This is a genomic window from Burkholderia sp. HI2761, from assembly GCF_002223355.1.
Classification (GTDB): domain Bacteria; phylum Pseudomonadota; class Gammaproteobacteria; order Burkholderiales; family Burkholderiaceae; genus Burkholderia.
Genome location: NZ_NKFN01000009.1, coordinates 70,443 through 95,975 on the forward strand (window position 1 = coordinate 70,443; position 25,533 = coordinate 95,975).

21 protein-coding genes are annotated in these 25,533 nt (G+C 68.0%); 15 read left to right on the forward strand and 6 right to left on the reverse strand.

Annotation, left to right across the window (positions count from 1 at the left end; all coding sequences use genetic code 11):
* The first annotated feature begins 446 nt into the window (after window positions 1-446).
* The 8 genes from ehuR to CFB46_RS32295 all read left to right on the forward strand — a co-directional run bounded on the left by ehuR (window position 447) and on the right by CFB46_RS32295 (window position 9,710).
* The gene (ehuR, locus tag CFB46_RS32260; RefSeq protein WP_027786290.1) at window positions 447-1,859 is read left to right on the forward strand and encodes a MocR-like ectoine utilization transcription factor EhuR; all 1,413 of its coding nucleotides are present in this window, start codon (window positions 447-449) and stop codon (window positions 1,857-1,859) included.
* Window positions 1,860-1,966: 107 nt separating this feature from the next.
* Window positions 1,967-2,938, forward strand: coding sequence for a hydroxyectoine utilization dehydratase EutB (gene eutB / locus CFB46_RS32265; RefSeq protein WP_027786291.1), 972 nt, complete (start codon window positions 1,967-1,969; stop codon window positions 2,936-2,938).
* Window position 2,939: 1 nt separating this feature from the next.
* Complete coding sequence (locus CFB46_RS32270) at window positions 2,940-3,944, forward strand: cyclodeaminase (protein WP_027786292.1); 1,005 nt, start codon at window positions 2,940-2,942, stop codon at window positions 3,942-3,944.
* Window positions 3,945-3,954: 10 nt separating this feature from the next.
* Window positions 3,955-5,163, forward strand: a complete 1,209-nt coding sequence (gene doeA / locus CFB46_RS32275) for an ectoine hydrolase DoeA (RefSeq protein ID WP_027786293.1) — start codon at window positions 3,955-3,957, stop codon at window positions 5,161-5,163.
* Between the two features lie 4 nt (window positions 5,164-5,167).
* Window positions 5,168-6,223, forward strand: coding sequence for a N(2)-acetyl-L-2,4-diaminobutanoate deacetylase DoeB (gene doeB, locus CFB46_RS32280; RefSeq protein ID WP_027786294.1), 1,056 nt, complete (start codon window positions 5,168-5,170; stop codon window positions 6,221-6,223).
* A 1-nt stretch (window position 6,224) separates the two neighbouring features.
* On the forward strand, window positions 6,225-6,695 hold the full coding sequence (locus CFB46_RS32285) for an Lrp/AsnC family transcriptional regulator (protein WP_027786295.1): 471 nt from the start codon (window positions 6,225-6,227) through the stop codon (window positions 6,693-6,695).
* 121 nt (window positions 6,696-6,816) lie between these two features.
* Window positions 6,817-8,295 (forward strand): NAD-dependent succinate-semialdehyde dehydrogenase, encoded by a 1,479-nt coding sequence (locus tag CFB46_RS32290; protein WP_027786296.1) that lies wholly within the window; start codon window positions 6,817-6,819, stop codon window positions 8,293-8,295.
* A 20-nt stretch (window positions 8,296-8,315) separates the two neighbouring features.
* Window positions 8,316-9,710, forward strand: a complete 1,395-nt coding sequence (locus CFB46_RS32295; protein WP_027786297.1) for an aspartate aminotransferase family protein — start codon at window positions 8,316-8,318, stop codon at window positions 9,708-9,710.
* Window positions 9,711-9,851: 141 nt separating this feature from the next.
* On the opposite strand, the gene CFB46_RS32300 is transcribed toward CFB46_RS32295, so the two are convergent.
* Complete coding sequence (locus CFB46_RS32300; RefSeq protein ID WP_027786298.1) at window positions 9,852-10,784, reverse strand: MBL fold metallo-hydrolase; 933 nt, start codon at window positions 10,782-10,784, stop codon at window positions 9,852-9,854.
* A gap of 296 nt (window positions 10,785-11,080) precedes the next feature.
* The gene (locus CFB46_RS32305; RefSeq protein ID WP_027786299.1) at window positions 11,081-12,466 is read right to left on the reverse strand and encodes an MFS transporter; all 1,386 of its coding nucleotides are present in this window, start codon (window positions 12,464-12,466) and stop codon (window positions 11,081-11,083) included.
* A 265-nt stretch (window positions 12,467-12,731) separates the two neighbouring features.
* Between CFB46_RS32305 and CFB46_RS32310 the strand changes: the two genes are divergently transcribed.
* Entirely contained in the window at window positions 12,732-13,019 is a 288-nt protein-coding gene (locus tag CFB46_RS32310) for a DUF1330 domain-containing protein (RefSeq protein ID WP_027786300.1), read from the forward strand.
* A gap of 17 nt (window positions 13,020-13,036) precedes the next feature.
* On the opposite strand, the gene dhaL is transcribed toward CFB46_RS32310, so the two are convergent.
* Together dhaL and CFB46_RS32320 are read right to left on the reverse strand one after the other, a co-directional pair.
* A complete protein-coding gene (gene dhaL / locus CFB46_RS32315) occupies window positions 13,037-14,737 on the reverse strand; it encodes a dihydroxyacetone kinase subunit DhaL (protein ID WP_027786301.1) in 1,701 nt (566 codons plus the stop codon).
* 249 nt (window positions 14,738-14,986) lie between these two features.
* Window positions 14,987-16,123 (reverse strand): sigma-54 interaction domain-containing protein, encoded by a 1,137-nt coding sequence (locus CFB46_RS32320; RefSeq protein WP_080681413.1) that lies wholly within the window; start codon window positions 16,121-16,123, stop codon window positions 14,987-14,989.
* Between CFB46_RS32320 and CFB46_RS36710 the strand changes: the two genes are divergently transcribed.
* The 3 genes from CFB46_RS36710 to sfnG all read left to right on the forward strand — a co-directional run bounded on the left by CFB46_RS36710 (window position 16,122) and on the right by sfnG (window position 18,299).
* Window positions 16,122-16,304, forward strand: coding sequence for a hypothetical protein (locus tag CFB46_RS36710; protein ID WP_227789475.1), 183 nt, complete (start codon window positions 16,122-16,124; stop codon window positions 16,302-16,304). The genes CFB46_RS32320 and CFB46_RS36710 overlap by 2 nt on opposite strands.
* A 295-nt stretch (window positions 16,305-16,599) precedes the next feature.
* Entirely contained in the window at window positions 16,600-17,160 is a 561-nt protein-coding gene (gene msuE, locus CFB46_RS32330) for an FMN reductase (protein ID WP_027786302.1), read from the forward strand.
* A gap of 35 nt (window positions 17,161-17,195) precedes the next feature.
* Complete coding sequence (gene sfnG, locus CFB46_RS32335) at window positions 17,196-18,299, forward strand: dimethylsulfone monooxygenase SfnG (protein ID WP_027786303.1); 1,104 nt, start codon at window positions 17,196-17,198, stop codon at window positions 18,297-18,299.
* 60 nt (window positions 18,300-18,359) lie between these two features.
* Here sfnG and CFB46_RS32340 read toward each other — a convergent pair whose 3' ends face one another.
* Window positions 18,360-19,007 carry a LysE family translocator gene (locus CFB46_RS32340; RefSeq protein ID WP_027786304.1) on the reverse strand — a complete coding sequence of 216 codons (648 nt, stop codon included), beginning with the start codon at window positions 19,005-19,007 and terminating at the stop codon, window positions 18,360-18,362.
* A gap of 111 nt (window positions 19,008-19,118) precedes the next feature.
* Between CFB46_RS32340 and CFB46_RS32345 the strand changes: the two genes are divergently transcribed.
* Window positions 19,119-19,970: a LysR substrate-binding domain-containing protein gene (locus CFB46_RS32345; protein WP_027786305.1), complete on the forward strand. Its 852-nt coding sequence runs from the start codon at window positions 19,119-19,121 to the stop codon at window positions 19,968-19,970.
* A 22-nt stretch (window positions 19,971-19,992) separates the two neighbouring features.
* Here CFB46_RS32345 and CFB46_RS32350 read toward each other — a convergent pair whose 3' ends face one another.
* A complete protein-coding gene (locus CFB46_RS32350; protein ID WP_027786306.1) occupies window positions 19,993-20,883 on the reverse strand; it encodes a LysR substrate-binding domain-containing protein in 891 nt (296 codons plus the stop codon).
* A 153-nt stretch (window positions 20,884-21,036) separates the two neighbouring features.
* On the opposite strand from CFB46_RS32350, the gene ydiJ reads away from it, so the two are divergent.
* Window positions 21,037-24,105 carry a D-2-hydroxyglutarate dehydrogenase YdiJ gene (ydiJ, locus tag CFB46_RS32355; protein WP_027786307.1) on the forward strand — a complete coding sequence of 1,023 codons (3,069 nt, stop codon included), beginning with the start codon at window positions 21,037-21,039 and terminating at the stop codon, window positions 24,103-24,105.
* Window positions 24,106-24,284: 179 nt separating this feature from the next.
* Complete coding sequence (locus CFB46_RS32360; protein WP_279610183.1) at window positions 24,285-25,436, forward strand: asparaginase; 1,152 nt, start codon at window positions 24,285-24,287, stop codon at window positions 25,434-25,436.
* Window positions 25,437-25,533: the final 97 nt, after the last annotated feature.

The following is a 25,533-nucleotide window of genomic DNA, read 5'->3' on the forward strand; positions in this document are numbered from 1 at the left end:
ATTGAATGGTCAGACGAGAACCGTCCGGCAGCACGGTGCGCGGCGCGCGGCGGTTCTGCTTCGGCGGAAAGCCGTGCATCCAACCCGAAGCAGCTCGATGCGGCGCATCGCGCGTATGCGTGGACCGACGACGAGCAGGCGTGGGGCGTGGGCGCGGCGCGTGCTCGACGCCGTGGATGCGAGCGGCGGCGCGGCGGTAGCGCTCGACTGCAGGGTGGGTCGACACGTCGGTGATCCTCGATGCACCGCGCATTCTGCGAGGGTAGGCGGCCCGCGACATTCGTCTGAACAATAAAAGTGCCGGTGGCCCCGTATTCGCACGGGCACGCCGATTGCACCCCCGATCCGACCCGTAACGTCCTGCATTCGCACGCGATTGCACTAGGACAATATTTTCAGGGTGTCTTTCTGAGCGACCATGCGGAAGCCACGACGGAGACATCGAGATGGGACGGACCGAGGTATCGGCAGGCTGGCGCGACGCAATTGGCGCGGTGCACAGCATCGAGTCGAAATACAAGCGGCTCGTGAAGGCGATCGCCGGCGACATCGAGAACGGCGCGCTCGCGCCGGGCGCACGGCTCGCGCCGCAGCGCGACGTCGCATCGAGCCTCGGCGTCAGCGTGCAGACCGTCACCAATGCGTACAAGGAGCTGGAACGCCAGGGACTGATCCGCTGCGAGGTCGGCCGCGGCAGCTTCGTGGCCGCACGCGTGACCGAATCGATGTCGAACTACATCCTCGATACGACCGAGCGCGAACTGGTCGACTTCTCGATCGCGCGCATCGTGCACACGCCGGAGCACGATGCCGCGTGGCGCGGCGTGTGCGCGGCGCTGGCCGGCACCGACGATCAGCCGTGGATCCGCTCGTTTCGGCCGATCGCCGGCCTCGACGCGCATCGCGACGCCGGCGCCGCGTGGCTCGCGTCGCTGAACATGCCGGTGCACCGCGAATCGCTGCTGGTCACGAACGGCGCGGCGCACGGCATCTTTCTCGCGCTCGCGTCGATCGTCGGGCCGGGCGATACCGTGTTGTGCGAGAGCCTGACCGATCACGGCGTGATCGGCTCCGCGAACGTGCTCGGGTTTACGCTGAAGGGGCTCGAGATGGACGAGCACGGCCTCCGTCCCGAACACTTCGAGGAGATGTGCGACGGCGAGCGCATCAGCGCGCTCGTCTGCACGCCGACCCTCAATAACCCGACCGTGTCGCTGATGACCGATTCGCGGCGGCGGTCGATCGCGCGCATCGCGACGCGCTACGGCGTCTACGTGATCGAGGACGACGTGTACGGCCCGCTCCCCGAGAAGACGGGCACGCCGATCGCCAGCCTGATTCCGGAGCTGGGCTTCTACTGCACGAGCATGACGAAATCGGTGCTGACCGGCTTGCGCACCGGCTATCTCGCGATGCCGCGGCGGCTCGCGTTGCGCGTCGAGAGCGTGCTGCGCGTGAGCAGCTGGATGGCGACGTCGCCGATCGCGGAAATCGCGACGCGCTGGATCGCCGACGGCACCGCGCGGCGGCTCGTCGAACTGCAGCGCCAGCGGCTCGCCGTCCGCCAGGAGATGGTGAAGGCCGCGCTGGGGCCGTACGTGCTGGGTGCGCATCCGAACGCGCTTTCGGCATGGCTGCGCGTGCCCGACTACTGGCAGGCCGAGCGGATCGTGCGCGAATTGCGCACCCGCAAGATCGCGGTGACGTCGCCCGATCCGTTTCTCGTCGGCGGCACCGAGCGGCCGAACGCGGTGCGCGTGTGCATCGGCGCCGAAACTTCCGATGCCGCGTGCAACGCAGCGCTCGAGACGATCGCGGGCGTGTTCGAACAGTATCCGCACCTGAACGATTTCCACTGAACCGGCGGCGCTGCCGCGATATCGCGCGCAATGTATCAGGACATTCGAAAGCGCGATTTGGAACATTAGACTGGATCGCATCACATTCGTCGCGAGGCGTGCGTTCCATGTCTTTCCTGTCGCTGTCCGACGTCTACCGCGCGCGCCGTCGCCTCGCCGGGCGCGCCGACGGTACGCCGCTCGTCGCGTCCGCCGCGCTGTCCGCGTGCGTTGGCGCACCGGTCTACCTGAAGCTCGAAACGCTGCAGCCGACCGGCAGCTTCAAGCTGCGCGGCGCAACCAACGCGCTCGCGGAACTCGCGGCGCAGCGCGTGACGCGCGTGGTCACCGCGTCGACCGGCAACCACGGCCGCGCGCTCGCGCATGCGGCACGCGCGCTCGGCATCGACGCGACCGTCTGCATGTCGTCGCTCGTGCCGGCCAACAAGGTCGATGCGGTCGCGTCGCTCGGCGCACGCGTGGTGATCGTCGGCGACAGCCAGGACGACGCGCAGATCGAAGCGCGGCGCCTCGCGCGCGACGAAGGCTATGCGTACGTGCCGCCGTTCGACGATCCGCGCATCATCGCGGGGCAGGCGACGATCGGTGTCGAGATACTCGAGGCGCTGCCCGATACGGCGACGCTCGTCGTGCCGCTGTCGGGCGGCGGCCTGTTCAGCGGCGTCGCGTTTGCCGCGAAGGCGATCCGGCCGCCGATCGAGGTGATCGGCGTATCGATGGCGCGCGGCTCCGCGATGCATGCGAGCCTCGCGGCCGGCCGCCCGGTCGACATCGACGAGCAGCCCACGCTGGCCGATTCGCTCGGCGGAGGCATCGGCCTCGACAACCGCTACACGTTCGACATGACACGCGCGTTGGCCGACGACGTCGTGCTGCTCGACGAGCCGTCGATCGCGCGCGGCATCGCGCATGCGTATCGGGAAGAGCGGCTCGTCGTCGAAGGCGCCGGCGCGGTCGGCCTCGCCGCGTTGCTGGACGAGCGGATCGCGCGTCGCGATCGCGGTGGCCCGATCGTGGTCGTCGTGAGCGGCGCGAACATCGACATGGCCGCACATCGCCGGCTCGTTTCGGAGAACTGACATGGCCCATCCCGTCACGTTGCTCGGCCAGGCGCAACTGCGTGCGCTGGTGCCGCTCGATCTCGCCGCGATCGACCAGGTCGAGGCCGCGTTCGCGTCGCTCGCGACCGACGCGGTCGTGATGCCGCCGATCCTGAATCTCGCGTTGCCGGAGCGCCACGCCGAAGTGGACGTGAAGACGGCGTACCTGCCGCGCTTCGACAGCTTCGCGATCAAGGTCAGCCCGGGCTTCTTCGACAACCCGTCGCTCGGGCTGCCGAGCCTGAACGGGCTGATGCTCGTGCTGTCCGCGCGCACCGGCCTGACCGAGGCCGTGCTGCTCGACAACGGCTACCTGACGGCCGTACGCACCGCGGCGGCCGGCGCCGTGGCCGCGCGGCGGCTCGCGCGTGCCGATGCGCGCCGCGCGGCGATCGTCGGCGCGGGTGAGCAGGCGCGATTGCAACTCGCCGCGCTGATGCTCGTGCGCGACATCACGCACGTGACGGTGTGGGCGCGCGATACCGCGCGGGCCACGGAATTCGCGGCCGACGTGCGCGCGGCGCACGGCATCGATGCGACGGTCGCGCGCTCGGTGCATGCGGCGCTGGCCGACGCGGACATCGCGGTCACGACCACGCCGAGCCGCGCGCCGCTCGTGCACGCGGAAGACCTGCATCCCGGTCTGCACGTGACGGCGATGGGTTCGGACGCCGATTACAAGACCGAACTCGCGCCGTCGGTGTTCGGCGCCGCACGCTATTTCTGCGATCGGCTGCAGCAGACCCGCGTGGCGGGCGAACTCGCGCACGCGATCGCAGCCGGGGCCGTTGCAGCCGATGCCGTGTTTCCCGAACTCGGCGAAGTGATCGCCGGCCGCCGTGACGGCCGGACGCATCGCGACGACATCACGATCTGCGACCTGACCGGCACCGGCGCGCAGGACACCGCGATTGCCGTGCTCGCGCTGCAACGCGCGCGTGCGGCCGAAGTAGGCACGATTTTTCACAACGACCTCACGACTTGAGAGGAGACAGATGTCCGCAGTCATCGAAACCCAGAAAGCCGCGCCGCGTCTCGCGTTCGCACGCAGCGAATATGCCGCGCGCATCGCGAAGACGCGCGCGGCGATGGAGCGGGCCGGCATCGACCTGCTGATCGTCACCGACCCCACCAACATGGGCTGGCTGACCGGCTATGACGGCTGGTCGTTCTACGTGCATCAGTGCGTGCTGCTGGCGCTGGACGGCGAACCCGTGTGGTTCGGCCGCGGCCAGGACGCGAACGGCGCGAAGCGCACCGCGTTCATGGCGCACGAGAACATCGTCGGCTATCCCGATCATTACGTGCAGTCGACCGCGCGCCATCCGATGGATTACCTGTCGACCGAGGTGATCGCGGCGCGCGGCTGGAGCACGCTGCGCATCGGCGTCGAGCTCGACAACTACTACTTCAGCGCCGCCGCGTATGCGTCGCTGCAGAAGCATCTGCCGGCTGCGCGCTGGGTCGATGCGACCGCACTCGTCAACTGGCAGCGCGCGGTGAAGTCGCCGCGCGAGATCGAATACATGCGCGCGGCCGCGCGCATCGTCGAGCGGATGCATGCGCACATCGTCGAGACGATCGAGCCGGGCATGAAGAAAAGCGACCTGGTCGCGCAGATCTATGCGACCGGCATCGGCGGCGCGAACGGCTTCGGCGGCGATTATCCGGCGATCGTCCCGCTGCTGCCGACCGGCGCGGACGCGGCCGCGCCGCACCTGACCTGGGACGACTCGACGTTCTCGCGCGGCGCCGGCACGTTCTTCGAGATTGCCGGCTGCTACCGGCGCTATCACTGCCCGCTGTCGCGCACCGTCTATCTCGGCAAGCCGCCCGCGCACTTCATCGAAGGCGAGCGCGCGGTGGTCGACGGAATCGAAGCGGGGCTCGCGGCCGCGAAGCCGGGCAACGTGTGCGAGGACATCGCGAACGCGTTCTTCGCGGTGCTGCGCCGCGCGGGTATCGAGAAGGACAGCCGCTGCGGCTATCCGATCGGCGCGAGCTATCCGCCCGACTGGGGCGAGCGCACGATGAGCCTGCGTCCGGGCGACCGTACGGTGCTCGAACCCGGCATGACGTTCCATTTCATGCCGGGGCTGTGGCTTGACGACTGGGGGCTGGAGATCACGGAAAGCATCCTGATCACCGAGACCGGCGTCGAGACGTTCTGCAATGTGCCGCGCAAGCTGTTCGTGAAGGAGTAGGGCGATGCGTGCTTCCCCGATTACGCCGACCGTCGATTTTGACGCGGACGGCGAACAGCACGGCTTCCTGAAGCTGCCTTACTCGCGCGACGATTCCGCGTGGGGCGCGATCATGATTCCGGTGACCGTCGTGAAGCGCGGCGACGGGCCGACGGTGTTGCTGACCGGCGGCAATCACGGCGACGAATACGAAGGGCCGGTCGCGCTGTCGAAGCTCGCCGGTTCGCTGAAGGCGGCCGACGTGAGCGGCCGCGTGATCGTCGTGCCGTTCATGAACTACCCGGCGTTCCGTGCCGGTTGCCGCACGTCGCCGATCGATGCCGGCAACCTGAACCGCAGCTTCCCGGGCCGGCCGGACGGCACCGTGACCGAGAAGATCGCCGATTACTTCCAGCGCCACCTGCTGCCGCTCGCGACGCACGTGCTCGACATTCACGCGGGCGGCCGCACACTCGACTTCGTGCCGTTCGCGGCGATTCACGTGCTGGAGGACCGCGACCAGGAAGCGCGCTGCGAGCGCGCGATGCGTGCATTCGGTGCGCCGTATTCGATGCGCATGCTGGAACTCGACAGCGTCGGCCTCTACGACAGCGCGGCGGAAGAAGCCGGCAAGGTGTTCGTGTCGACCGAGCTGGGCGGCGGCGGCACGTCGACGGCGGCGAGCGTCGCGATCGCCGAGCGCGGCGTGCGCGGTTTTCTCGCGCATGCCGGCGTGCTCGCGCGGCGCGACGGCGAGCGGGCCGGAGCCGGCGCGAGCGGCGCGCCGCGCACGACGACACTGCTCGACATGCCGGACAGTGCCTGCTACACGACCAGCGAGCATCGCGGGCTGCTCGAGATATGCGTCGATCTCGGCAGCGAGGTCGAGGCCGGCGACGTGCTCGCGCGCGTGCACGACATCGACCGCACGGGCGTCACGCCGGTCGAATACGTCGCGCGGCGGCGCGGGCTGCTCGCCGCACGGCACTTTCCGGGCATCGTGCAGACCGGCGACACGATCGCGGTGGTGGCCGACATCGTCGAGCGCAACATCCCGGTGGTGACCTGGGGCGACGCATAACGTGATCAAGCTCGACCGATACGACCTCGCGATCCTGCGCCTGCTCGAGCGCGACGGGCGCATCACGAAGTCGAAGCTCGCCGAGGCCGTGAACCTGTCGATTTCGCCGGCATGGGAGCGCGTGCGCAAGCTGGAGGAAAGCGGCGTGATCCGCGGCTATCGCGCGGACGTCGACTGGATCGGCACGTTCTCCGGTAGCCGCATCGTCGTCGAGGTGACGCTGTCGCGGCACACCGCGCCCGACATGCGGCGCTTCGAGGATCGGGTGGCAGCGGCGCCCGAGGTCGCGCAGTGCTATGCGACGGGCGGCGGCGTCGACTACGTGCTGCACGTGGTCGCGCGCGACATCGACCATTACCAGCGCTTCATCGATGCGTTGCTGATGGAAGACCTCGGCATCGAGCGCTACTTCACGTACATCGTGACGAAGGTCGTGAAGTGCACCGCCGGCGGCGCGCCGGACTGGCTGTAAAAGTTCGCGCCGGCGCGCGGCAATACGGAAAAAACCGGCATTTCCGGCCGCGCAAACCGAAATTTCCGCATGCGCGGGCGCGCCAGAATGAAGTCCGTGCCCACCAACGAGGAGACGCAGCATGCTGCCCGGACACCCCGTTCTGTTCAAGTCGACCTGCTACGTCGACGGTCGCTGGATCCACAGCGACAGTGCCGCGACGGTCGCCGTCGTGAACCCCGCCGACCAGGCCGTGATCGGCCACGTGCCGATGCTCGAACGCGCGCAGATCGTCGCGGCCGTCGACGCCGCGCAGCGCGCGTACGGAACCTGGCGCTGGACGCCGCAAGCGGTGCGCAGCGCGGCATTGCTGCGCTGGCATGCGCTGATCCTGCGTCACGTCGACGATCTTGCCGCGCTGCTGTCGCTGGAACAGGGCAAGCCGCTGGCCGAAGCGCGCGGCGAGATCCGCTATGCGGCGAGCTTCGTCGAATGGTTCGCGAACGAGGCGAAGCGTGTCGCGGGCCGCACGATCCCGACGCACATCGACGGCGCGCATCTCGGCACCGTGATGGAGCCGGTCGGCGTCGCGGCGCTGATCACGCCGTGGAATTTCCCGGCCGCGATGATCACGCGCAAGGCAGCGGCCGCGATCGCGGCCGGTTGCACCGTGGTCGTGAAGCCCGCGCACGAAACGCCGTTCTCGGCGCTCGCACTCGCGCAGCTCGCCGACGAGGCCGGCTTCCCGGCCGGCGTGTTCAACGTCGTGCTCGGCGAGCCGCAGATGGCGATGGAAACGCTGGTCGGCGATGCGCGCGTGCGTGCGGTGAGCTTCACCGGCTCGACGCGCGTCGGGCGGCTCGTGACCGAGACCGCCGCGAAGGCCGGCATCCGCAAGATCGCACTCGAACTGGGCGGCAATGCGCCGTTCATCGTGACCGAGGATGCGGATGTCGACCACGCGGTGCGGATTGCCGTCGGCGCGAAGTTCCAGACGTCCGGCCAGGACTGCTGCGCGGCGAACCGGATACTCGTCGCCCGCCCGCTGTACGACGCGTTCGTCGAACGGTATGCGAACGCGGTGCGCGCGCTGAAGACGGGGCCGGCGTTCGAGCAGGGCGTCGACGTCGGCCCGCTGATGCATCAGGCCGCGTTCGACGCGACCGTGGCGCGCGTGGAGGATGCGCGGGCACGCGGCGCGCGCATCGTCGCGGGCGGCCGGCCGCATGCGCTCGGCGGCTGGTTCTACGAGCCGACCGTGATCGCGGATGCCGAGCCCGGCATGCGGGTGGTCGACGAGGAAAACTTCGCCCCGATCTCGGCCGTCGGCGCATTCGACACGCTCGACGAAGCGGTCGACACGGCCAACGACACCGAGTACGGCCTCGCCGCCTACGTATGCGCGACGCGCATCGACACGATCTTCCAGCTCGTGCGGCGGCTCGATTTCGCGATGGTGTCGGTCAACGGCGTGAAATTCACCGGCGCGCCGATCCCGTTCGGCGGGATGAAGGCGTCGGGCCTCGGGCGCGAAGGCGGCGCCGAAGGCTTCGAGCCGTTCACCGAAACCAAGTACTTCTGCCTCGGCAATCTCGGCCTGCCCGTTGCGGCGACGGCCTGACCCATTCAAAGGAGCTCATCATGAAAAAATCGATCGACGCACTGCTGCGCGAGGACCGCGCCCACTTCATGCACCCGTCGACGCACGCGTACGACCACGAGACCGGCGCGCTGCCGGGCAAGATCGTGCGCGGCGGCGAAGGCATCCGCATCGAGGATCACCAGGGCAAGCGCTATATCGACGCGTTCGCCGGCCTCTACTGCGTGAACATCGGCTACGGCCGCACCGAAGTCGCCGACGCGATGTACGAACAGGCGAAGCAGCTCGCGTACTACCACACGTACGTCGGCCACGCGTCGGACGCGATCATCGAGCTGTCGTCGCGCATCATCGACTGGTCGCCGGCGGGGATGAAGAAGGTCTATTACGGGATGTCGGGTTCCGACGCGAACGAGACGCAGGTCAAGATCGTCTGGTACTACAACAACGTGCTCGGCCGCCCGAACAAGAAGAAGATCATCTCGCGCGAGCGCGGCTATCACGGCTCGGGCATCGTGACGGGCAGCCTCACGGGCCTGCCGAGCTTCCACCAGCATTTCGACCTGCCGATCGACCGCGTGAAGCATACGGTGTGTCCGCACTGGTATCGCAAGGCGCCGGCCGGCATGAACGAAGCACAGTTCGTCGCGTACTGCGTCGACGAACTCGAGAAGCTGATCGCACGCGAGGGCGCCGACACGGTCGCCGCGTTCATCGCGGAGCCGGTGATGGGCACGGGCGGCATCATCGAACCGCCGGCCGGCTACTGGCCGGCGATCCAGGCCGTGCTGCGCAAGCACGACATCCTGCTGATCTCCGATGAAGTCGTGTGCGGGTTCGGGCGTCTCGGCTCGAAGATGGGCGCGCAGCACTTCGGGATCGAGCCCGACCTGATCACGGTCGCGAAGGGCCTGACGAGCGCCTATGCGCCGCTGTCGGGCGTGATCGTCGGCGAGAAGGTGTGGGACGTGATCGCGCGCGGCTCGCAGGAACACGGGCCGATGGGGCACGGCTGGACGTATTCGGGCCATCCGGTATGCGCGGCCGCCGCGCTCGCGAACCTCGCGATTCTGGAGCGCGAGAACCTGGTCGGCAACGCGGCCGACGTGGGCGGCTACTTCGGGGCGAAGCTGCGCGACGCATTCGGTGCGCATCCGCTCGTCGGCGAGGTGCGTAGCGTCGGCATGCTGGCCGCGCTCGAGTTCATGGCCGACAAGGACGCGCGCACACCGTTCGATCCCGCGCTGAAGATCGGTGCGCAGGTGTCGGCGGCCGCGTTGCAGCGCGGCGTGATCGCGCGTGCGATGCCGCATGGCGACATTCTCGGCTTTGCGCCGCCGCTCGTGATGACGCGCGAGGAAGCCGACGAGATCGTCGGCATCGTGAAGGACGCGGTGGACGAGGTCGCCGAGCGGAATATTTCCGCCGTCGCGTGAGTGTTCAACGGTTCTGACACGCGCTTCGGCGCGTGAGGTGACGCCGCCGCATGCAAGTGCGGCGGCGTTTTTTCTTGCCGATACGGTTTGGAAAAACCGTCAGTGCATCGCCTGCGGTGTGTGTCGGCTACCGCTCGTCACTCAGTAATCCCACACGACCGGAACGAAACGGAACCCGTCGCCCGTTTTTGCAACGTGGCCGATGGACGGGAACGCGACGTGGGCCGCGGCGAGCAGTGAGCCGGTTTCCGCGGCTTCGTTGAACAGCGCGAGACGCACGTCGACCGCCGCGTCCGGATCGTGTTCGAAGCCGTTTTGCCAGTCGGGATTGTCGAAGTTGACTTCGAAAATCGCGTCGCCCGCGAACGTCAGCTTTTCCCCGTTCGATGCGACGTCGACCACGCAGTGCCCCGGCGTATGGCCGCCCGTCACCCGCGCCGACACGCCCGGGGCGACTTCCACGGTCCGGTCGAACTGCACGATGTTTTCGCCATAGAGTTCCACGAACCTCGCCGCCGCCTTGCGCAGTGCGGGCGGAACGGTTTCCGGCATCACCGTCTTGCTGAAGTCGGGATTTTTCCAGAACGCCACTTCCGCGGCCGAGACGTGAATGCGTACGTCCGGGCGCAGCTTCGCCTTGACGCCGTCGACGTTCAGCCCGCCGACATGATCCATGTGCATGTGCGTGATCACGATATCGGTGATCGCGGCCAGGTCGATGCCGGCCGATTCCAGGCGCATGACCGAGCGCCCGGCGCGCGTGAAGTATTCGAAACCGTCGCCCACGCCCGAATCGATCAGGATCAGGCGATCGGCGCTGCGCACGAGCGCGATGTTGAGCGCCCAGTCGAACATGTCGCGTTGCAGGAAACGGCCGTCGAACCATGCGTTGCGGTCCGCTTCGCTCACGTTGGTGGACATGGTGGAAGTCGGCAGCGGCAGCACGCCGTCGCTGATCAGCACGACATCGACCTCGCCGATGCGCACGGCGTAGCGGGACGAAACGAGCTCGCCCGAGCCTTCGTTGCCCAGGCGGGCGATTACGGGCTGGACGTTGCGGATGGGTGCGTTCATGTTCAGTAATCCTGTTCGTCGAGGGAATTAAGCCGCGCGGCACCGCGCGGTTCGCGAGCGCGATCGTGACGGTCGCGCTTCGGTTCGACCGGATTTCGATCGAACGTGTCAGCGATTGTAGTGACGGCCGACACGTGCCGACAGCGCCGTACGCGCGCACATCGTGTTGTCCGGAGAACAACAATCCGGCAGCGGGCTTCGCCGCCCGAAATGCACATCGCCCGCCGTCCGTTACCGGACGGCGGGCGATGCCATGGATGCCGTTTATGGGAAGCCGGGCGCCGCCGGCGTGCGGGTCAGCCCGGCTGGCCGGGGAGCGTGTCGCCGCGCAGCGAACACCCGCGCGTCTCGATCACCGCCAGCAGCGAGATCAACCCGACCGCGCAGGCGGCCATCATGTAGTAGGCGGGAATCAGCGCGTTGCCGGTCTTGCCGATCAGCCAGTCGTTGACGATCGGCGCGGTGCCGCCGAACAGCGACGTCGACACGTTGTAGGCGATCGCCATGCCCGCATACCGGACGTGGGTCGGGAACATCGCGGGGAACATCGCGGAAATGGTGGCGAGCTGCGGCACGTAGAGTACGCCGAGCACCGCGAAGCCGATGAAGGCGCCGAGCGGACCGTGCGTCATCAGCGTGAACATCGGCACGGCCGCGACGAACAGCCCGACGAGCGAGATCCACCACATCGTCTTGCGGCCGACGCGGTCCGACAGCCAGCCGGCGAACGGCAGCAGCACCATCATCGCGAGCATGCCGATCAGCGGGATCAGCAGCGACATGTTCTCGCTGACGCCGAGCTCCTTGTGCATGTAGGTCGGCATGTACGCGAGCAGCACGTAGTTGACGACGTTCAACGCGACGACGAGGCCGCCGAGCAGCAGCAGCGGCTTCGCATAGCGCACCAGCAGCTGCCGGATCGGCAGCGGGGCGGCGACGCTTTTCTCGCGGCGGTGCGCCTGTTCCTCGAGTTCGCGGAACACCGGCGTTTCCTCGAGGCGCGAGCGCAGGTAGAAGCCGATCAGGCCGAGCGGCGCCGCGACCAGGAACGGCAGGCGCCAGCCCCACGCATGCATCGCCGAATCGCCGAGCAGCAGCGCGAAGCCGAGCATCAGGAACGCGCCGAGCGAGAAGCCGGCGAGCGTCGCGAATTCGAGGAAGCTGCCGCACAGGCCGCGCCGCGAATCGGGCGCATATTCGGCGATGAAGGTGGCCGCGCCGCCGTATTCGCCGCCGGTCGAGAAGCCCTGCACCATGCGCAGCACGATCAGCGCGGCCGGTGCGAGCCAGCCGGCCGTCGCGTAGCTCGGCAGCATGCCGACGAGCAACGTGGCGCCCGACATCGTCAGGACCGTCAACGCGAGCACGCGCTTGCGGCCCAGCCGGTCGCCGAGCGGCCCCCAGAACAGGCCGCCGAGCGGGCGGATCAGGAACGAGACCGCGAACGTGCCGAGCGCGAACAGCGTCGCGCTCGCGGTGTTGCCGGGAAACAGCGCGGCGGAAATGTACGCGAGGCCATACGCGTAAATACCGTAATCGAACCATTCGGTCGCGTTGCCGAGGGCGGCGGCCGCGATCGCGACCCGCGGCAGACAGTGCGGCTCGTCGCCGCGTTGGGTGGTCGCGTCGTCGGGAATCGACGACGCGGCGGAAACGGAAGTCCACGATGGCACGTATCGCATGAGGGGTCCTCGCTATCAGCATGCGCCCGGGCGGGCGCCGACGAGGATCAAAGTAATCCCGCCAATTCGCGACGCCCGATGTCATAGGACGATGTGGGGATCGGGGTTTTCCCGTGCCGGGGCCGGGCGGCCCGCGCAGGCCGTGGCCGGCTCGCCGCGGCGCCGGCCGGCGAACGGCGGTAAGCTGCGCACTGCCGCGCGCGATTCATCGGGCCGTGCAGCGCGTGGCGTCCCTTTTTTTCATCATTCATCCGGAGCGCATATCGTGGCGACCTACATCGTCTTTACACGGGAAAGCACGCAGGACCAGCATGAACTCGACATCTACGCGAGCCAGGTCGGTGCGACCCTTGCCAGCCATCCAGTGAAGGTGCTCGCCGCATATGGTCCGCAGGAGATCCTCGAGGGCGAAGGCCCGGAAGGCGTCGTGATCGTCGAGTTCCCGTCGAAGGAGGCCGCGCACGCGTGGTATCACGGCGCTGAATACCAGAAGGTCGTCCAGCACCGCTTCAAGGGCGCCCGCTATCGCGCGGTGCTGGTCGAGGGCGTCTGAGCGCGGCCGCGCGTCCGTTACCGGACGTGCGGCTGCAACGCCCGCAACCAGTACGACACAGCCACCGCACCGCCGTCCGGCGTACCGATCGCCCGCTCGCCCAGATAGCTTGCCCGTCCCGCGCGCGGCGTCATGCGCGTCGTTTCCTCCGCACCTTGCTCGGCCGCTTCGACGGCCGCCGTCCATGCGCTCGCGGGGTCGCGCTCGCTGTCCAGCGCGCGGCCGAAGGCGTCGACGGCCGGCACCAGCGCATCGAGCATCGTCCGGTCGCCCGCTCGCGCGCCGCCGAGTTCGCCGATCGAATCCACCGCCGCGCGGAATGCCGCGGCCCAGTCGCGCGGCGACGGCTCGGCGATATCGGCCAGCCGGCGCGACGCGCGCAGCAGCGCGGTCGCATAGAACGGCCCGGAGCTGCCGGCGATCGCGCGCCGCAACGAGGCGCCGAGCGCCGCGAGCGCACCGGACGGCGTGCCGTACGCGGTGTCGGGCAATTCGAGGATCGCCTGCGCGGCGCGCCGCATGCTCGCACCGAGATCGCCGTCGCCGGCTGCCGCATCGAGATCCGTCAGTGTCTGCTCGTGGTCGATCAGCGTCTGCGCGACGGCGTGCAGCGCAGGTTGCAGGCGCGCGGCCCACGCGCGGCCGGCCGCATCGAGCGGCGGCTGCGGCGCGTCCTGCGACGCGGCCGCGGCCACGCGAATCTGCGTGTTCACGAGGCCGCCGCCCGGCCATGCGCGCGCCTGCGTCGGCGCGTCGAGCAGCGCCGCGCGCTCGTCGTTCAGCCGCAGCACCGAGATCGAGCAGCCGGGCATGTTCAGCGCGGACAGGAACGTGCCGGCCCACGCGCGCGCGACGACGATGCCGCGCCGGCTCAGATTGTCGAACGCGGCGCGCAGCACGATCGCGAGTTCCATGTCCGGCGTCGCACCGAGGCCGTTGACGAACAGCGCGACGCGTTCGTCGCGGTCGAGCACGAGATCGGCGACGATGCTCGACAACAGCGTGTCGGCCAGCGCATCGGCCGGCAGCGGCGCGCGGCGCTCGACGCCTTTCTCGCCGTGGATGCCCAGGCCCAGCTCGATCTCGTGATCGGCGAGGCTGAAGCCCGACTTGTCGGCGCCCGGGATCGTGCAGCCGTCGAGTGCGACGCCCATCGTGCCGAGCTCGGCCGCCGCGTCGCGCGCGATGCTCGCGACGCGGGCGAGCGGCAGCCCGCGCGCGGCGGCAGCGCCCGCGAGCTTGTGGATCAGCACGGTGCCGGCGATCCCGCGCCGCTGGCCGCGCTCGACGCGGCCGCGTAGCGACACGTCGTCGGCGACGATGACGATTTCGACCGGAATGCCTTCCGCGCGCGCGAGCTCGGCGGCGAGCCCGAAATTGAGCCGGTCGCCGGTGTAGTTCTTCACGATCAGCAGCGCGCCGTTCGGGCCGGCGCTCGCGCGGATCGCGGCGAGCACCGCGTCGGTCGACGGCGACGTGAACACTTCGCCGCATACGGCCGCGCTCAGCATCCCTTCGCCGACATAGCCGCCGTGCGCGGGCTCATGGCCGCTGCCGCCGCCGGACAGGATCGCGACCGGCCGCTGCGACGGCTCGGGCAGCGGCTGGCGGACGAGCACGTGCTCGTCGCCGAGGATCGCGAGATGCGGCGATTGCCGTGCGATGCCTTCCAGCATTTCTCGCACGACGTCGGACGGGCGGTTCACAAGCTTTTTCATGGCGACGGATTCCGGACGGGTGAACGGGGCTCGGCCGGGCGCGCACGGGCGCCGGACGACTTTCGTTTTCGTGTTGCGGAGGTTCGTGCGCGACCTGTTGCCGGTCGCTGACGGTCGCATGACGGGCGACCGGGCGAGGGGCAGGCAACGAAGCGTACGCTTCGCGCCACGATACATCAGGTTCGGACGTCGCGGCACGGATCGCGGCGCCATGGCGCCCGGGGCGGAGCGGCGCGCGGGCCGGTGCCGCTATTTCAGTGCGGTGATCGCCTTCGCGCGAATCAGCCGCGCACGCAGCACGTTGCGGCTGATGCCGAGCAACTGCGCGGCCCGGATCTGATTGCGGTGGCTGAATTCGAACGCGACACGCATCACCGTGTCCTCGATACGTTCGAACAGGTTGCCGTGCCCGTCGTCGAACAGGTCGCGCAGCGCGTGTTCGAGCGCCGCCTGTGCGTCGGCGGACGAATCGGCTACGGGCGCGGCAGCAGCCGGCAGGCACGGCGGCGCGATGTGCAGGTCCGTGTCCTGCAGCGCATCGTGGCGGCTCGTCAGCAGCGCATGATGGATCACGTTCTCCAGTTCGCGGACATTGCCGGGCCAGCCGTGCGCCTCGAGCCGGCGCTCGGCGCGCGGATCGATGCGGCGCGGGCCGCCGCCGAGCCGGTCGCGATAAATGCCGAAGAAGTGGCGCGCGAGCGGCAGGATGTCGCCCGGGCGGTCGCGCAAGGGCGGGACCGCGAGCTGCACGACGTTGAGCCGGTAGAACAGGTCGCCGCGAAACTGCCCGGCCGCGACCGCCTGCTGCAAGTCGACGTTGGTCGCAGCGACCACCCGCACGTCGACCGGAATGCCCGTGCGCGAACCGAGCCGCACGACCTCGCGCTCCTGCAGCACGCGCAGCAGCTTGACCTGCATCGCGAGCGGCAGATCGCCGATTTCGTCGAGAAACAGCGTGCCGCCGTGCGCGGCTTCGAACCAGCCGGGCTTCGCGCTGAACGCGCCCGTAAACGCGCCTTTCTCGTGCCCGAACAGTTCGCTGTCGACGAGCGTTTCGGAGAATGCGCCGCAGTTCACCGCGACGAACGGCCCGTCGCGACGGGCGCCGAGCTCGTGCACGTGGCGTGCGATCAGTTCCTTGCCGGTGCCCGTCTCGCCGACGATCAGCACGTTCGCGTCGCTCGGCGCGACGCGACGAACCTGTTCGAGCAGCGCGAGCGAACGCGGATCGGCGAACACCTGCGCAGGCGCGCGGGCCGGCGCGTGACGTTCGGGCAACGTGAGCGCCGGCGCCGCGCGCTCGGCGGGCTGAAGCCCGGCCGGATCGCGCGAAGCGGTGACGACGCGAAGGTTGAGCGGGCGCGGCGATGTGGAAATGGAAGTCATGGCGATGAACCGTTGGATGGCCGGGCAAGGCGGCCCCGTGCCGGCGGGCGCCGCGGTCTGGCTGCTGCGTAGTCAGCAGAGTGTTGAACGTTTCGCCGCGCGCGAAAAGCATCGATTTCTGATAACCAAAGCGCGATTGCTGCGGAACCTGCAATGGGGCGGAAGAGCGTCGGTGCGGTGACGTCACGGCGTCGAATCGGGCGTTATCGCGCGCGACGGGCTGCTGCCTGATCAGCAGTACATCAGCAGACTCGCTGCACACGGTTCATCGTGTTGCGGAATATCGATGTGAAGCGCGAGCCGGAACGCTTGCCGCCGTCGCGTATTTGGCGAAGCGCCATTTCCGGCGGGCGTTGGCGAAAAGTTTCGTGATGCAGACGACCTTTCCGTCACGCCCCCGCGCCAATGGCACGCTCCTTGCTGACCCGAACCGGTATCGCCGCGCTCCACGCGGCTCCACCATGGGAACGCATTGCATGAGCCAACCCCTCAACGTCGTCGCGATATCGGGTAGCCTGCAGCGGCCGTCGCGCACGCTGGCGCTGACCGACGCGATCGTCACGGCGCTCGGCGCCGCGCTGCCGATCGATACGCGGCGGATCGAACTCGGCGAGATCGGCAGCCGGCTGGCCGGCGCGCTTACCCGCGCACAGGTGCCGGCCGATCTCGATGTACTGATCCGCGCGATCGAGACGGCCGATGCGCTCGTCGTCGCGAGCCCGGTGTATCGCGCGTCGTACACGGGCCTCTTCAAGCATCTGTTCGACCTCGTGCGTCACGACGCGCTCGTCGACGTGCCGGTGCTGCTCGCGGCCACCGGCGGCAGCGAGCGTCATGCGCTCGTGATCGACCACCAGCTGCGCCCGCTGTTCAGCTTCTTCCAGGCGCGCACGCTGCCGATCGGCGTGTATGCGTCCGAAAGCGATTTCGACCGGTACCAGATCGCCAGCCCGGCGTTGCGCGAGCGCATCGCGCTCGCCGTGGACCGCGCGGTGCCGCAACTGCGCCCGCACGCGCTTTCCGTCGCGGCCGCGTAAGCCGCTTTCGTTTCCCCTCCGACCAGGACACCTTCATGAGCCTTCCCGACCCTTCCGCCGACGGCGTCAAATTCGCGTACTGGGTGCCGAACGTCAGCGGCGGCCTCGTCGTCAGCACGATCGAGCAGCGTACCGACTGGAGCCTCGAATACAACCAGAAGCTCGCGCGCACGGCCGAAGCGGCCGGCTTCGACTATGCGCTGAGCCAGATCCGCTTCACGGCCGGCTATGGCGCCGAATACCAGCACGAGTCGGTGTCGTTCAGCCAGGCGCTGCTGCATGCGACGACGAAGCTCAAGGTGCTCGCCGCGATCCTGCCGGGGCCGTGGCATCCGGCCGTGGTCGCGAAGCAGCTCGCGACGATCGACCACATCTCGAACGGGCGCATCGCGATCAACGTCGTGAGCGGCTGGTTCAAGGGCGAATTCACCGCGATCGGCGAGCCGTGGCTCGAGCACGACGAACGCTATCGGCGCTCGAAGGAATTCATCCAGGCGCTCAAGGGCATCTGGACGCAGGACAATTTCACGTTCAAGGGCGACTTCTATCGCTTCAACGATTACACGTTGAGCCCGAAGCCGGTGCAGAAGCCGCATCCGGAAATCTTCCAGGGCGGCAGCTCGCGCGCGGCGCGCGACAACGCGGCGAGCGTGTCGGACTGGTATTTCACGAACGGCAATACACCGGAGAACCTGAAGGCGCAGATCGACGACATTCGCGCGAAGGCGGCCGCGAACGACCATCGCGTGCGCATCGGCGTCAACGCGTTCGTGATCGCGCGCGACACCGAGGAAGAAGCGCAGGCCGTGCTCGACGACATCATCCGGCATGCGCACGTCGAGGCCGTGCACGCGTTCGGCGATGCGGTGAAGCAGGCCGGCAAGGCGTCGCCCGAAGGCGAGGGCAACTGGGCGAAATCGACGTTCGAGGATCTCGTGCAGTACAACGACGGCTTTCGCACGAACCTGATCGGCACGCCGCGGCAGATCGCCGAGCGGATCGTCGCACTGAAGGCGATCGGTGTCGATCTCGTGCTGACCGGCTTCCTGCACTTCATCGAGGAAGTCGAATACTTCGGCCGCCGCGTGCTGCCGCTCGTGCGCGAGCTGGAGGCGCAGCGGCAGGCCGTTGCCGCGTGACGCCTGCCCGACGCACGCGCGCGGCCCGCGATCGCGCGGGCCCGCGCGGCGGCGTGCCGCTCACGCGACGCCGGCCAGCTTCGATGCCTCGATCACCATCCGCACGCCGAGACTGCCGAGGATGATGCCCATCGTCCAGCGCTGCGCGAGCAGCAGCGTCGGGCGGCCGTGCAGGAACTTCGCGAGGCTGCTCGAGCAGAGCGCCACCAGCCCGTTGGCCGACGCGAACGCGGCGATCAGCAGCGAGCCGAGAAACAGCGACTGGCCGAACACGCTGCCTTGCCCGTAGTCGATGAACTGCGGCAGCAGCGACACGAACAGCATCGCGAGCTTCGGGTTCAGCACGCTGGTCGTCGCGCCCATCGCGAGCAGCCGCAGCGGCTGCTCGGTCGGCAGCGCCTTCACCTCGAACGGCGAGCGGCCGCCGGGCCGCACCGCCTGCCATGCGAGATACAGCAGATAGATTGCCCCGACCGCGCCCAGCACACTGCCCGCATAGGGCACGCTCATGAACAGCGTCGTGATGCCGAACGCCGCGGCGAACATGTAGAACAGGTAGCCGATCATCACGCCGGCGAGCGAAATGAACCCGGCCGCCCGTCCTTGCGCGATCGAGCGCGACATCACGTAGACCATGTTCGGCCCCGGCGTGACCGCGAGCATGCCGCCGATGACGAGAAACCCGTAGAGCGATCCGGACGTGTGCATGTTTTCCGCTTCCTGCATCGAGTGAGTGCTGACGACGTCGATTGTCCGGCGATGGAGGTGAACAGTAAAACGGGATAAACTGAATCGATTGATCAGTTTTTCTGAATCGACATGAAGAAGCTCGACCTCGATGTGCTCGCGATGGTGGTGGCCGTCGCGGAATCCGGATCGTTCGCGCAGGGCGCACAGGCCGTGCACCGGTCGCCGTCGGCGGTGAGCATGCAGATCAAGACGCTGGAAGACGCGCTCGGCAAGCTGCTGTTCATCCGCGACACGCGCAACGTGACGGCGACCGACGACGGCAGGATGCTCGCCGATTACGGCCGCCGGATGCTCGCGATGCGCGACGAGGCGTGGGCGTCGATCGTGCGGCCGGAGATGCGCGGCCGCGTGACGATCGGCGTGCCCGACGACTACATCGCGTCGCTGCTGCCACAGGTGCTCGGCAAGTTCGCCGCGATGCATCCGCGCGTGGAAGTGCGCGTGATCGGCCAGCCGAGCAGCGCGCTCGTGCCGATGCTGAAGGACAACACGGTCGACCTCGCGTGCCTGACGCGCATCAAAGGCGTGACGGGCGAGCTGATCCGGATGGAGCCGCTCGTCTGGGCTGGCTCGCCGAAACGCGATGTGTGGGAAGAGCGGCCGCTGCCGGTGGCGTTTTTCACGCACGGCGGCAGCATGGCGCGCGATCACGCGGTCAAGGCGCTGAACCGGCGGAAGATTCCGTACCGGATGTCATACGAAAGCCCGAGCTTTCTCGGCCTGCTCAGCATGGTCGAGGCCGGCCTCGCCGTCGCGCCGCTCGCGCGCTGCTGCGTGCCCGATCACCTGTTGCAGCTGTCGGAGAGCCACGGGCTGCCGTCGCTCGGCGAACTCGAGGTCGTGCTCGCGCGCAGCGCGCAGTCCGCGCGCCCGCCGTGCGACTACCTCGCCGAGCAGATTCTCGGCGAATGGCGCGCCTGACCGGCACGTCGCCAGCGGCACGTCAGCACGACGTCAGCAGCCATTCGCGGAAGGCGACGAGCGACGGCAGCGCGTCGTTGCCCGGCGGGTAGACCAGGTAATAGCTGCGCTGGCTGGTAATCGCGTCGCCGATCGAGTCGAGCTCGCCGCGGCTCAATTCGTCCTCCACGAGCACCTTCGGCACCAGTCCGATCCCCATTCCGGCATGCACGGCCTGGATCAGGTGCGACGTCAGCTCGAAGCTCGGGCCGATGCGCATCTGGCGATGATCGAGCCGATAGTGCGAGAACCACTCGGCCCAGGCCTGCTGATTGCTCGTCACGCCCAGCAGCGTCTGCTTCGCGGCCCAGGCCGGCGTGCGCGCGTCGGCCTTGCGGCCGCTGCCCGTGGCGCGCGGCGCGATCGCGATCAGGAATTCGTTGTACAGCCGGTGCGCATGCAGGCCCGGCCAGTCGCCGGCGCCGACGGTGATCGCCGCGTCGAGGTCGTCGTTGAGGAAATCGATCGCGCCGATTCGCGAATGAAGGTGCACGGTCACGCCCGGATGCGCGGCATAGAAGCCGTGCAGATGCGGCAGCAGCCATTTCGACCCGAAGGTCGGCAGGGTGGCCAGCCGCAGCGAGCCGGCGCCCGCCTGGTGCGACATCGCCTGCAACGTCGCGCCGCGGATGCGCCCGAGCGCGCCGGTCAGTTCGGCGAAATAGCGGCGGCCGACGTCGGTCAGCTTCACCGAGCGACCCTCGCGCCGGAACAGCGGCACGCCGAGCTGATCCTCGAGCGTCTGGACCTGCCGGCTGATCGCGCTCTGGCTCAGCGACAGCTCCTCGGCCGCGCGCGTGTAGCTTTCATGCCGCGCGGCGGCCTCGAACACGAGCAGCAACGACATCGACGGGGTCAGGCGACGGTAATTCATGAGTTTTATGCAAGCTTCGCCGGGGGGGAATTCGTTTGTTTCTGGCCGAATATCCGAAGATACTCGAATTCTCGGTCGTGCGGAAACTTGCAACGAAGTCATGTTTCGGCGCACGCGAATCACCCTGCTCCACCCACATTGCGTTTTTGCCCCATGTCGATCGCCCCGTTGCCCCGTCCCGCCAGCCCGCCCGCGAACGTTTACCGCGATTTCCTCGCCGCGCTGCGGGCGACGGGATTCGCCGGGGAGATTCACACGGACCACGCGAACCGGACCGTGCAGGCCACCGACAACTCGATCTACCAGCGCCAGCCGCAGGCGGTGATCTGTCCCGCGCATGCGGACGACGTCCGGCTGCTGGCCCGGCTGCTGGCCGAACCCGCGCACCGCGACGTCGCGGTGGCCGCGCGCGGCGGCGGCACGGGCACCAACGGGCAGTCGCTGACCGACGGCGTGGTCGTCGACCTGTCGCGCAACATGAACCGGATCCTCGAAATCGACGTCGAGCAGCGCTGGGTGCGCGTGCAGGCGGGCGTCGTCAAGGATCAGCTCAATGCGGCGCTGAAGCCGCATGGGCTGTTCTTCGCGCCGGAGCTGTCGACGTCGAACCGCGCGACCGTCGGCGGGATGATCAACACCGACGCGAGCGGGCAGGGTAGCTGCACGTACGGCAAGACGCGCGATCACGTGCTCGAACTCGATTTCGTGCTGATGGGCGGCGAGCACCTGCACAGCGGCGCGCTCGACGATGAAGAACTGGCGCGCCGCTGTGCGCGGCAGGACCGCGTCGGCAAGGTGTATCGCACCGCGCGGCGCATCAGCGACGACAAGGCGGCGCTGATCGACGCGAAGTTTCCGAAGCTCAACCGCTGCCTGACCGGCTACGACCTCGCGCACCTGCGCGAACCGGACGGCCGTTTCAACCTGAACAGCGTCCTGTGCGGCGCGGAAGGGTCGCTCGGCTTCGTCGTCGAGGCGAAGCTCAACGTGCTGCCGATCCCGAAGTTTTCGGTGCTGGTCAACGTGCGTTACGCGGGCTTCATGGACGCGCTGCGCGACGCGCGCGCGCTGCTCGAACATCGGCCGCTATCGATCGAGACGGTCGACTCGAAGGTGCTGATGCTCGCGATGAAGGACTTCGTGTGGAGCAGCGTGGCCGAGTATTTCCCGCAGGACGACGCGCGTCCCACGCTCGGCATCAACCTGATCGAATTCAGCGGCGACGACGAACGCGACGTCGATGCGCGGGTGCGCGCGTTCGTCGAGCATCTGCGCACCGATACGAGCGTGGAGCGTCTCGGCCATACGCTCGCGGCCGGCAACGATGCGGTGAAGCGTGTGTATGCGATGCGCAAACGCGCGGTCGGCCTGCTCGGCAACGTGCAGGGCGAGGCGCGCCCGCAGCCGTTCGTCGAGGACACCGCGGTGCCGCCCGAGAACCTCGCCGCGTACATCGCCGAATTCCGCGCGCTGCTCGACGGCCACGGGTTGCAGTACGGGATGTTCGGCCACGTCGATGCGGGCGTGCTGCACGTGCGCCCGGCGCTCGACATGAAGGACCCGAAGCAGGCGGCGCTGGTGCGGCCCGTGTCGGACGCGGTGGCCGAACTCACGCAGCGTCACGGCGGCCTGCTGTGGGGCGAGCATGGCAAGGGCGTGCGCTCCGAATATGCGCCGGCGTTTTTCGGCGAGCTGTATCCGTCGCTGCAGCAGTTGAAGGCCGCGTTCGATCCGCACAACCAGTTCAACCCGGGCAAGATCGCGACGCCGCCGGATCATACGTTGCGACTGTTGAAGATCGACGAGGTGCCGACGCGCGGCGATCACGATCGGCAGATCGACGAGCGCGTGTGGCAGAGCTACGGCACCGCGATGCATTGCAACGGCAACGGCGCGTGCTACAACTTCGATCCGGACGACGCGATGTGCCCGTCGTGGAAGGCGACGCGCGAACGCGTGCAGTCGCCGAAGGGGCGTGCGTCGCTGATGCGCGAATGGTTGCGCCTGCAAGGGCAGGCCGGCGTCGACGTCGTCGCGGCGGCGCGCACGCGGCAGCCGCTCCTGCGCGGTCTGGTCGAGCGGTGGCGCAACAGCCGCGACGCCCGTCATGGCGACACGGATTTCTCGCACGAGGTGTACGACGCGATGGCGGGCTGCCTCGCATGCAAGTCGTGCGCGGGGCAGTGTCCGGTCAAGGTCAACGTGCCCGAGTTTCGCTCGCGCTTTCTCGAGCTGTATCACCAGCGCTACCTGCGGCCGCTGCGCGACTACCTGATCGGCTCGCTCGAATTCACGATGCCGTGGATGGCGCACGTGCCCGCGCTGTACAACGGGCTGATGGGAGCCGGCTGGGTGCGGGCGCTGCTCGAGCGTCAGGTCGGCATGGTCGACAGCCCGCTGCTGAGCCGCTTCGATCTCGCGGCCGTGATCCGCGCGTGGCGCGTGAAGCCGGCCGACCCGCATGCGCTCGCCGCGCTGAGCGATGCGCAGCGCGCACGCAGCGTCGTCATCGTGCAGGATACGTTCACGCGCTATTTCGATACCGAGCAACTGGCGGCGCTGATCGAGCTGGCGGCGCGCCTGGGCTTTCAGGTGTGGCTCGCGCCGCTCGCGCCGAACGGCAAGGCGCTGCACGTGCAGGGCTTTCTTCATGCATTCGCGAAGGCGGCGATCCGCAACGCGACGCAACTGGCCGCGCTGGCGCGCTCGGGCGTCGCGCTGGTCGGCCTCGATCCGGCGATGACGCTGACGTATCGGCAGGAATACCTGAAGGTGACGGGGCTCGCCGACGTACCGAAGGTCGCGCTGCCGCAGGAATGGCTGCTGGATGCGCTGCCAGAAGCCGGTGCGGGTGGGGCGACGGTTTCATATCGGTTGTTGCCGCACTGCACCGAGAAAACCAATGCGCCGGACAGCGGCAAGCAATGGGCGCAGGTGTTCGCGCGTCGCGGGTTGCGCTTGCAGGTCCAGGCGGCCGGGTGTTGCGGAATGTCGGGCACGTATGGGCACGAGGCGCGCAATCTCGCGACGTCGAAGACGATCTATGCGCAGTCGTGGGCCGCGCACGTCGACGGGCCGGAACAGGAGGGCGAAGCGCTGGCGACCGGGTATTCGTGCCGCAGCCAGGTGAAACGTCTGTCGTCGAAACAGGTGCGTCATCCGTTGCAGGCGCTGCTCGATCATGTGCGGGCGGGACAGCGAGCTGAGGTCGGAATCGTCTGATCAGCCGAATCGCTCGCACGACATTCAGACCGCGCGCACCGGCGCACCGATCTTCATCGTCCGTGCATCGGACATTCAGTTTTTCTAATGATGCCGGGGCGCAGATTTGGCCACGCGAATGTGTCACTACACTCGTTCGTGTCGGACGGGTGCGTCAAGCGTCGACTCACCGATTCCCGATGTCAGGTAGTGCGTCATATCGATGCGCTATCCCGTTCCATACTTTTGATCTGGGGGTCGTTGTGAGACACAACCGCGCTTTTGCACACCACTTCATGCGCCAGCTATTCGCCGGCTTCGCGCTTTGCTTGCTGTCGGTGGGACCGGTGATGGCGAAATTAAATGCAGCCGGTGAATTGCCGCACGTCGTGGTGCTGGCAACCGGCGGCACGATCGCGGGCACCGCAGGCAGCGAAACGCAAACGACGGGCTACAAGCCGGGTGTGCTGACCGCCGGGGCGCTTCTCGCGTCGGTGCCGTCGCTGGGCAAGATTGCGCAGGTATCCGGCGAACAGATCTCGAATGTCGGCAGCGAAAACATCACGAACGATATTCTCCTGAAGCTCGCCAGGCGCGTGAACCAGTTGCTCGCCGATCCCGATGTCGCGGGTGTCGTGATTACCCATGGCACGGATACGCTCGAGGAAACCGCGTACTTCCTCGACCTCGTCGTCAAGAGCGACAAGCCCGTGGTGGTGACCGGATCGATGCGGCCGTCGACGGCGATCGGCGCGGATGGCCCGAGCAACCTGTTGCAAGCAGTAACCGTGGCCGCTTCACCGGACGCACGCGGTTGCGGCGTGATGATCGTGCTGAACGACCGGATCGGCGCCGCGCGCTACACGACGAAGACCAACGGCACCACACTGGATACATTCAAAGGGAACGACGCCGGCTACATGGGCACGCTGGTCGACGAAGTGCCGCATTTCGACACGTCCGTCCTGAAGCGTCACACCACGGCGACGCCGTTCGACGTATCGAAGTTCGACGCGCTGCCGGAAGTCGATATCGTCTACGGCTACCAGAACGACGGTGGATTCATGTACGACGCTGCCGTCGCACATGGCGCGCAGGGTATCGTCGTCGCGGGCGTCGGAGCCGGCAGCGAATCGCTGCTGACGCTTCCCTCGATCAAGCAGGCGATCGAGAAAGGGGCGATCGTGGTTCGTTCGTCTCGAACGGGAGGCGGATTCGTGCCGGCCGATCCGGCTTACCTCGGGCTCCTCGGCGATGACTTGAACCCGCAGAAGGCGCGCATTCTCCTCATGCTCGCGCTGACGTTGACGAAAGATCCTTCCCGCATTCAGGCAATGCTGCATCAGTTCTGACGCAGCGTCCGCCTGCCGAGGCACTGGCCGGGGCGCGACGATGCCGGAGACGCATCGCCGCGCCCCGCGTCGTTTACGGGAGCGGGTGCGCGCGACC